At 64.5% G+C, this 5,994-nt stretch carries 6 protein-coding genes and 2 riboswitches; of the genes, 1 reads left to right on the plus strand and 5 read right to left on the minus strand.

Going from position 1 to position 5,994, the window contains the following annotated elements:
• The 5 genes from DBR22_RS09950 to DBR22_RS09970 all read right to left on the minus strand — a co-directional run.
• A partial coding sequence (locus tag DBR22_RS09950; RefSeq protein WP_146187460.1) for an HNH endonuclease occupies window positions 1-280 on the minus strand: 280 nt, incomplete at its 3' end.
• A gap of 259 nt (window positions 281-539) precedes the next feature.
• Window positions 540-1,310 carry an NlpC/P60 family protein gene (locus DBR22_RS09955; protein WP_108598887.1) on the minus strand — a complete coding sequence of 257 codons (771 nt, stop codon included), beginning with the start codon at window positions 1,308-1,310 and terminating at the stop codon, window positions 540-542.
• A gap of 185 nt (window positions 1,311-1,495) precedes the next feature.
• Window positions 1,496-2,176, minus strand: a complete 681-nt coding sequence (locus DBR22_RS09960; protein WP_258229122.1) for a C40 family peptidase — start codon at window positions 2,174-2,176, stop codon at window positions 1,496-1,498.
• 70 nt (window positions 2,177-2,246) lie between these two features.
• A riboswitch (cyclic di-AMP (ydaO/yuaA leader) is annotated at window positions 2,247-2,412 on the minus strand.
• Between the two features lie 144 nt (window positions 2,413-2,556).
• Window positions 2,557-3,381, minus strand: a complete 825-nt coding sequence (locus DBR22_RS09965; RefSeq protein ID WP_108598888.1) for a M23 family metallopeptidase — start codon at window positions 3,379-3,381, stop codon at window positions 2,557-2,559.
• Window positions 3,382-3,384: 3 nt separating this feature from the next.
• Window positions 3,385-3,603: riboswitch (cyclic di-AMP (ydaO/yuaA leader) on the minus strand.
• Between the two features lie 172 nt (window positions 3,604-3,775).
• Window positions 3,776-4,471 (minus strand): metal-dependent transcriptional regulator, encoded by a 696-nt coding sequence (locus DBR22_RS09970; protein ID WP_108598889.1) that lies wholly within the window; start codon window positions 4,469-4,471, stop codon window positions 3,776-3,778.
• 286 nt (window positions 4,472-4,757) lie between these two features.
• Here DBR22_RS09970 and serC point away from each other — a divergent pair, with 286 nt between their 5' ends.
• A complete protein-coding gene (gene serC, locus DBR22_RS09975) occupies window positions 4,758-5,888 on the plus strand; it encodes a phosphoserine transaminase (protein ID WP_108598890.1) in 1,131 nt (376 codons plus the stop codon).
• The last annotated feature ends 106 nt before the right edge of the window (window positions 5,889-5,994 follow it).

Genomic DNA, 5,994 nt, shown 5'->3' on the forward strand with positions numbered 1-5,994 from the left:
GGTCAATGGTGTGGGCTGCTTTGCCGCAGTAGGCGCACCGGTGGCCGTCGCGCCGCAATACCCCGCGGCGGCTCACTGCGGTGCTGTGGTTGTACCTCGGGCGGATGTAGCGGTTCAGGAGGATCACGGACGGGCGGCCCAGAATCTCCTGCGGTCCCACCACGGGGTCTTCGCCTTCGGCAACAACGCTCGCCTTGCCCGTGAGCACAAGGACCAGCGCCCGGCGGAAGGTGATCACCGCCAGCGGTTCATATCCAGCATTCAGAACGAGAGTGCGCATGCACGTACCTCTTCGTGGCCGCACCCGTCAGGGGCACGAGGGCCGGCTGCCCCCGGCATATCCGGGCTATGGATCGACACCACAAGAGTAAACAAAGAAACCCGCTATCAGCTAATCGCCGTCAGCCGGCCCGCTGTCGTGTCGGGCCCACCCAGCTGTCCCGTTCATCCTGAGGTTCATCACGGGACGCCATGTGGGGGCCGGAGACAGCAAAGGACCCCCGCCATGGTGGCGGGGGTCCTTGGTGCTGAAGCGGATGCTAGGAAACGCGGATGAAGACCGGTCCCGAGCCAACGTTGGCGCTGAAAACAACGGTCTGGTTGCCGTTGTAGCCGCCGTGTACTGCCTGGCCGTTGCCGGCGTAGACAGCGATGTGGGCAACGCCTGCGCCGCCGTCGGCGTAGTAGATGAGATCGCCCGGCTGTGCCTCGGCGGCACTGACGGTGCGGCCCAGGCCCAGGTAGCCGGCGGGCCAGTCGTGGAAGTTGATGCCCACGGCGGCCAGCGAGTTGGTCACCAGCATGGTGCAGTCCTGCATCACACCGAGCTGCGCGTAAGCGGCGGACAGGATTGCCGCACCCTTGCCGCTGGCGGCAACCGGAGCCGGGGCGGCCGGAGCCGAAGCGGTGGTTACCTTGACGGCAGCTGCGGGAGCCGGAGCCGCGACGGGAGCTGCAGCTTCCTGCACCTCAACCTCGGGCTCAGGTGCCTCAACAACGGGAGCCGGCGAGGTGGTGACAGCAGGCTTTTCGTAGGAGATGGCAATGGTGGATTCAGCGGAGATGACAGCCGGGGCGGAGACCTCAAGCTCAAGGTTCGAGACCGGGGACACTTCACGCTGGACGTTGGTGTCTGCGGCGTTGGCCGCGATACCGCTGGTGAGGACCAGGCCGGAGGCAGCAGCGATAACCGCTGCCTGGCGGCCCATGCCGCCGGCGTTGTCGCCGACAGCCTTGGCAATGACAGCCAGCGAGTTGGTCTTGGTGGTGACCTCGGCGCGGTGCCGTGCAACTGTTGCACGAGTAGTCATTAATTTCTCTCTTTCGATTTCCTCAGGACCGCGTGGGCAGGCCAGGGGTTTTGGACGCGCCGGCATCTTGGGGGTACGCCGGCACGTCCCGAACGGGGATTTAGCGAAAAGGTTCAGGTGGCACTGTTCCTGCAGCGTGAAGCTGCAGGAACTGCTGCCAGGCAGGAACCGGGGGCGTCGGCTGGTTAGCTGCCCATGGTGAAGAAGGAGGAGGTGCCCGTGGAGGCCGCGGAGTGGAGCAGGGTGCCCTGTCCGGGGTTCAGCGCGCTGATCATCATGCCGTTGCCGACGTAGATACCAACGTGCGCGCCGCCATTCTGCATGACCAGGTCACCGGGAACCGGCGTGGAGGTCGGCTTCATTGCTGTCCAGGCGTTGACACGGGGAATGCTGATCCCGGCCTGGGCGTAGACCCACTGGGTGAAGCCTGAGCAGTCCCAGCCGCTGGGAGTGGTGCCGCCCCACAGGTAGGGGCTGCCGATGCCGGTGTAGGCGATGGCTGCCAGGCCGGAGCCGGAAGCAGTGGAGACGGCGTCTGCGAGCTTGGTCGCAACCATCTCCGCAGCGTCAGTACCCTGACTTGCGGCAGCGGTTTCGGTAGCCGTTGACTGCGCACGGACCGTTTCGATCTTCGGCGCAGCGGTGGTCTTGACCACCGGACGCTCGAACGAAACAGTAGCCGTGGGAGCCGCGGTGACGGCCAGCGCAGCCTGGGCTGACCCGGACTCGGTGGAGGCGGACACGCCGGCGGTTGAATCCGCAGCGTTGGCCGGAAGCCCCATTGTCAGGATCAGACCTGACGCGGCTGCGATGACAGCAGCCTGGCGACCTACGGTCCCGGCGTTTGCACTTACTGCCTTGGACACTGAGCCCAAGGGGTTCGTGCGAACCGTTTGCGCACGGTGGCGCGCAGAATTATGGCGTGAAGACACGAAGGTAGCCTCTCCCAATGCCTGCGAGGTGAGCTGTCGGATTCGGATGGGAGTGCACCCGGCCACGCGGCTTCCTGGGAAGCTTTGTGACTTAACCCCAAGGCCTTCAGAATCAAAGGCCAAAATTGGTTCCCCCGCCCCTGCCAGACGAATTCATGCGAACGGACCTTGAGCGGTGGCAGAGCTAGGCAATCCACTCAAGAACGTCAGCTTCGGAAAAGCTGGCGCGATTTAGACGTTACAGGACTTCTCAGCCAATGTCACATTCAGGTCACGGCATGTCACCGAAATTTGATAGTTGGCCATCATTTGGATCAGAGCCAGCCGGACGGGTCAACGACTTCGCCGTTGACCTGCACCTCAAAGTGGAGGTGGCAGCCGGTGGAGGCACCTGTGGTTCCACTGAGCGCAACGACGTCGCCGCGGCTGACCGTCTGGCCCATGGTCACACTGGCGGACGAGAGGTGGTTGTACGTGGTTTCAAGGCCGTTGCCGTGGTCCACCACCACGCGGTTGCCGCCGCCGTACTGGTGCCAGCCAACGAAGGTTACAGTGCCGCTCGCGGCGGCCAGGACAGAAGTCCCGCACTGTGCGGCGAAGTCCTGGCCCCGGTGGAAGTCGCCGGAGCCGCCGGTGATGGGGCTGATCCGGAAACCGAACGGTGAGGCGGTGGCCAGCTGGGCCAAGGGTGCGCCGAGGCTTCCGGCGGAGGCCGCGCGGGTGATCGAGCCTGCAGACTGGGCGCTCAGCAGTTGCTTGAGCTTGCCGTCGGGATCGCCCTGGGTGACCACGGAAGAGCGGCTGAAATCGATCTGCGCACCGGCGGCGGCGGAGACTTCGGGCTGCGGGGCGGCGGAAACAGCCGATGCGGGCTGTCCCGGCTCCGGCTGTGCCATCACGGGGCTGGTGGCCGGAACCGTCACAGTGAGGACCAAGCCGGTTGCGGCCAGGGCGATGCCGGCCTTCTGGCCGATGCCACTGGCGGAAGCGAATTCAGTGATTTGCCGGAAGGGCCCCCGGCGACGGCGGGCTTCGCGCTGCGAATCACGCGGCCTGTCGGCGGTAATAACCTCTGGCGCACGCGGCGCCGAAGTGGGGCCCGCAGCGCGACGGCGGCCCCTGGAGTATTGCGTGGTCAAAAATGTTCCTCTCTGGATAGCCTGCGAAGTTAGCTGTCGGATTCGGGTCAGAGAGATCAAAGACCCGGTCCGCCGTGACAAGCACTTGGCGCAGAAATATCCCGTGAGGATTCTTCATTGAGAGAGGCTTGCTGCTGACGGACTACACCCCAAGGCAGCCTTGCGACTGCCGGTTGTGGTTCCCCCGCCTCTGCCAGTTAGTGACTCGTGCACCTGATCCGCTGGCAGAGCTCGGCTCCGGATCAGGTAACGCTTTTGTATCGACGTTCTGTTAAAACTATAAGTGATTAAGCCGGACAGTAACAATTCCGTTATCTTTGGAGATCAGCCGTCACTGCGCTAAAGCGGGCCGCAAAAGCCCTTCAGTCCCGCGTGAGCAGGCAGGACTGCCCTGTCAGCCCACGGAAACGAACACGTGCGCTGCCACTTCAGGAGGCAGCTCGAGCGCTCCCTCGATGCCCGGAACACGGACGGAGATGTACTCCCCTACGCGCTCCAGGGTGACCGAAGCGCCCGGACGGATCCCGCCTTCGTCCAACTGGACCAGCAGCTCCGGCTCCACCTGGATGGGCTCCGCCAGGCGGCTGACCCTGATGGTGGAATCCGGCCCGTAGCCCTGCATGGCCTCCAGGAGATTGATCACACCGTCGTCAAGAAGGGACGCCGGTGCTCCGCCCAGTGCGGCCAGCCCGGGGATCGGGTTGCCGTAGGGGGACTCTGTGGGATGGTTCAGCAGTTCATAGATGCGCCGTTCAACCCGCTCGCTCATCACGTGCTCCCACCGGCACGCTTCGTCATGGACGTAAGCCCAGTCGAGGCCGATGACGTCGGCCAGGAGCCGCTCCGCGAGACGGTGCTTGCGCATGACTTCGGTGGCCCGCTTGCGCCCGGTCCCGGTCAGTTCCAGGTGGCGGTCCCCCGAGACAACAACCAGCCCGTCACGTTCCATGCGGCCGATGGTCTGGGACACCGTGGGCCCCGAGTGCCGCAGCCGTTCGGCGATGCGGGCGCGAAGAGCAACAATGTTCTCTTCCTCAAGCTCCAAAATGGTCCGAAGATACATCTCCGTGGTATCAATCAGATCCGTCATCCAGCTCAGCTCCTCGAGCGCAGTACCTTGCGTTGTCCCACCGTATCGCGTCCGGCGCAGCGGCGAGGTCCGGTGAAAAGCTTAGCCTATTTTGAATTTGTCCGGATAATTCCGGGCGATGCAGCAGCCGGGCCATTCTGTCTCATTGACTGGACTATGACGGTGCCGGTTCGGTGCCAAATAGCCGGTTCAGGCAGAATAAAAGAGGCCCTTGGTGCAGTCACTGCCGGCCACCCCACCGTCCTTCGGACATGAGTCATGTCAAACGCCGAAATTTGGAGCCCCTGTGAGCGAAACCAGCATCACTATTCCTGCCGACCTCCTGCCAAAGGACGGACGGTTCGGCGCAGGCCCCTCCAAGGTCAGGCCCGAACAGATCGAAGCGCTGTCCGCGGCGTCCAGGACCATCCTGGGTACCTCGCACCGCCAGGCGCCGGTGAAAAACCTCGTCGGGTCCGTCCGCGAGGGCCTCAGCCAGTTCTTCCGGGCTCCCGAGGGTTATGAAGTGGTGCTGGGTGTCGGCGGCTCCACGGCGTTCTGGGATATCGCCAGCTTCGGCCTGGTCGAGAAGAAAGCCCAGCATCTGTCCTTCGGCGAGTTCGGCTCCAAGTTCGCCTCGGCCACCAACAAGGCCCCGTTCCTTGATGCCTCGTCCATCATCACCTCGGACCCCGGCACCCGCCCGGTGGCCAAGGCGGAAGCCGGCGTGGACGTCTACGCCTGGCCGCAAAACGAGACCTCCACGGGTGTGGCGGCTCCGGTCAAGCGTGTTGAAGGCGCCGATTCCGGTTCGCTGGTCCTGGTTGACGCCACCTCAGCGGCAGGCGGCCTGGACGTTGATGTTGCCGAGTCCGATGTGTACTACTTCGCGCCGCAGAAGAACTTTGCTTCCGACGGCGGCCTGTGGCTGGGGCTGTTCTCCCCCGCCGCCCTGGAACGCGCGGCCCGGATCAAGGCGACGGACCGCTGGATCCCGGACTTCCTGGACCTGCAGACGGCGATCGACAACTCCAGGCTGAACCAGACCTACAACACGCCCTCGCTCTCTACCTTGGTGACCCTCGACGCACAGGTGCAGTGGCTCAACGCCAACGGAGGCCTGGACTTCGCCTCCGCACGCACTGCGGACTCCGCCGGCAGGATCTACAGCTGGGCCGAGGCGTCGGACTTCGCCACGCCTTTTGTGGCCAAGGCCGAGGAACGCTCCAACGTCATCGCCACCATCGACTTTGACGACTCCATCGATGCCGCCGCGATCGCCAAGGTGCTGCGGGCCAACGGCGTCGTGGACACCGAGCCCTACCGCAAGCTGGGCCGCAACCAGCTCCGGATCGCCACGTTTGTGGCCATCGAACCCGATGACGTCTCCGCGCTGCTGGCCAGCATCGACTTCGTCGTGGGCGAACTCCGCAAGTAGCGGGCGCTTCAACGTCCGACGGCGTCGTCCGGGTTTTGCTCCCGGCCGGCGCCGTTTGCTGTGTCCCCCGGCTGGGCGACGTCGCCCAGGTGGGATACCACCCGGA

It is taken from the genome of Arthrobacter sp. HMWF013 (genome assembly GCF_003061105.1).
GTDB lineage: Bacteria > Actinomycetota > Actinomycetes > Actinomycetales > Micrococcaceae > Arthrobacter.

Coding starts and splice junctions, on each gene's coding strand:
- DBR22_RS09955 (WP_108598887.1), bottom strand. CDS start 1,310: ATGACTACTCGTGCAACAGTTGCACGGCACCGCGCCGAGGTCACCACC.
- DBR22_RS09970 (WP_108598889.1), bottom strand. CDS start 4,471: ATGACGGATCTGATTGATACCACGGAGATGTATCTTCGGACCATTTTG.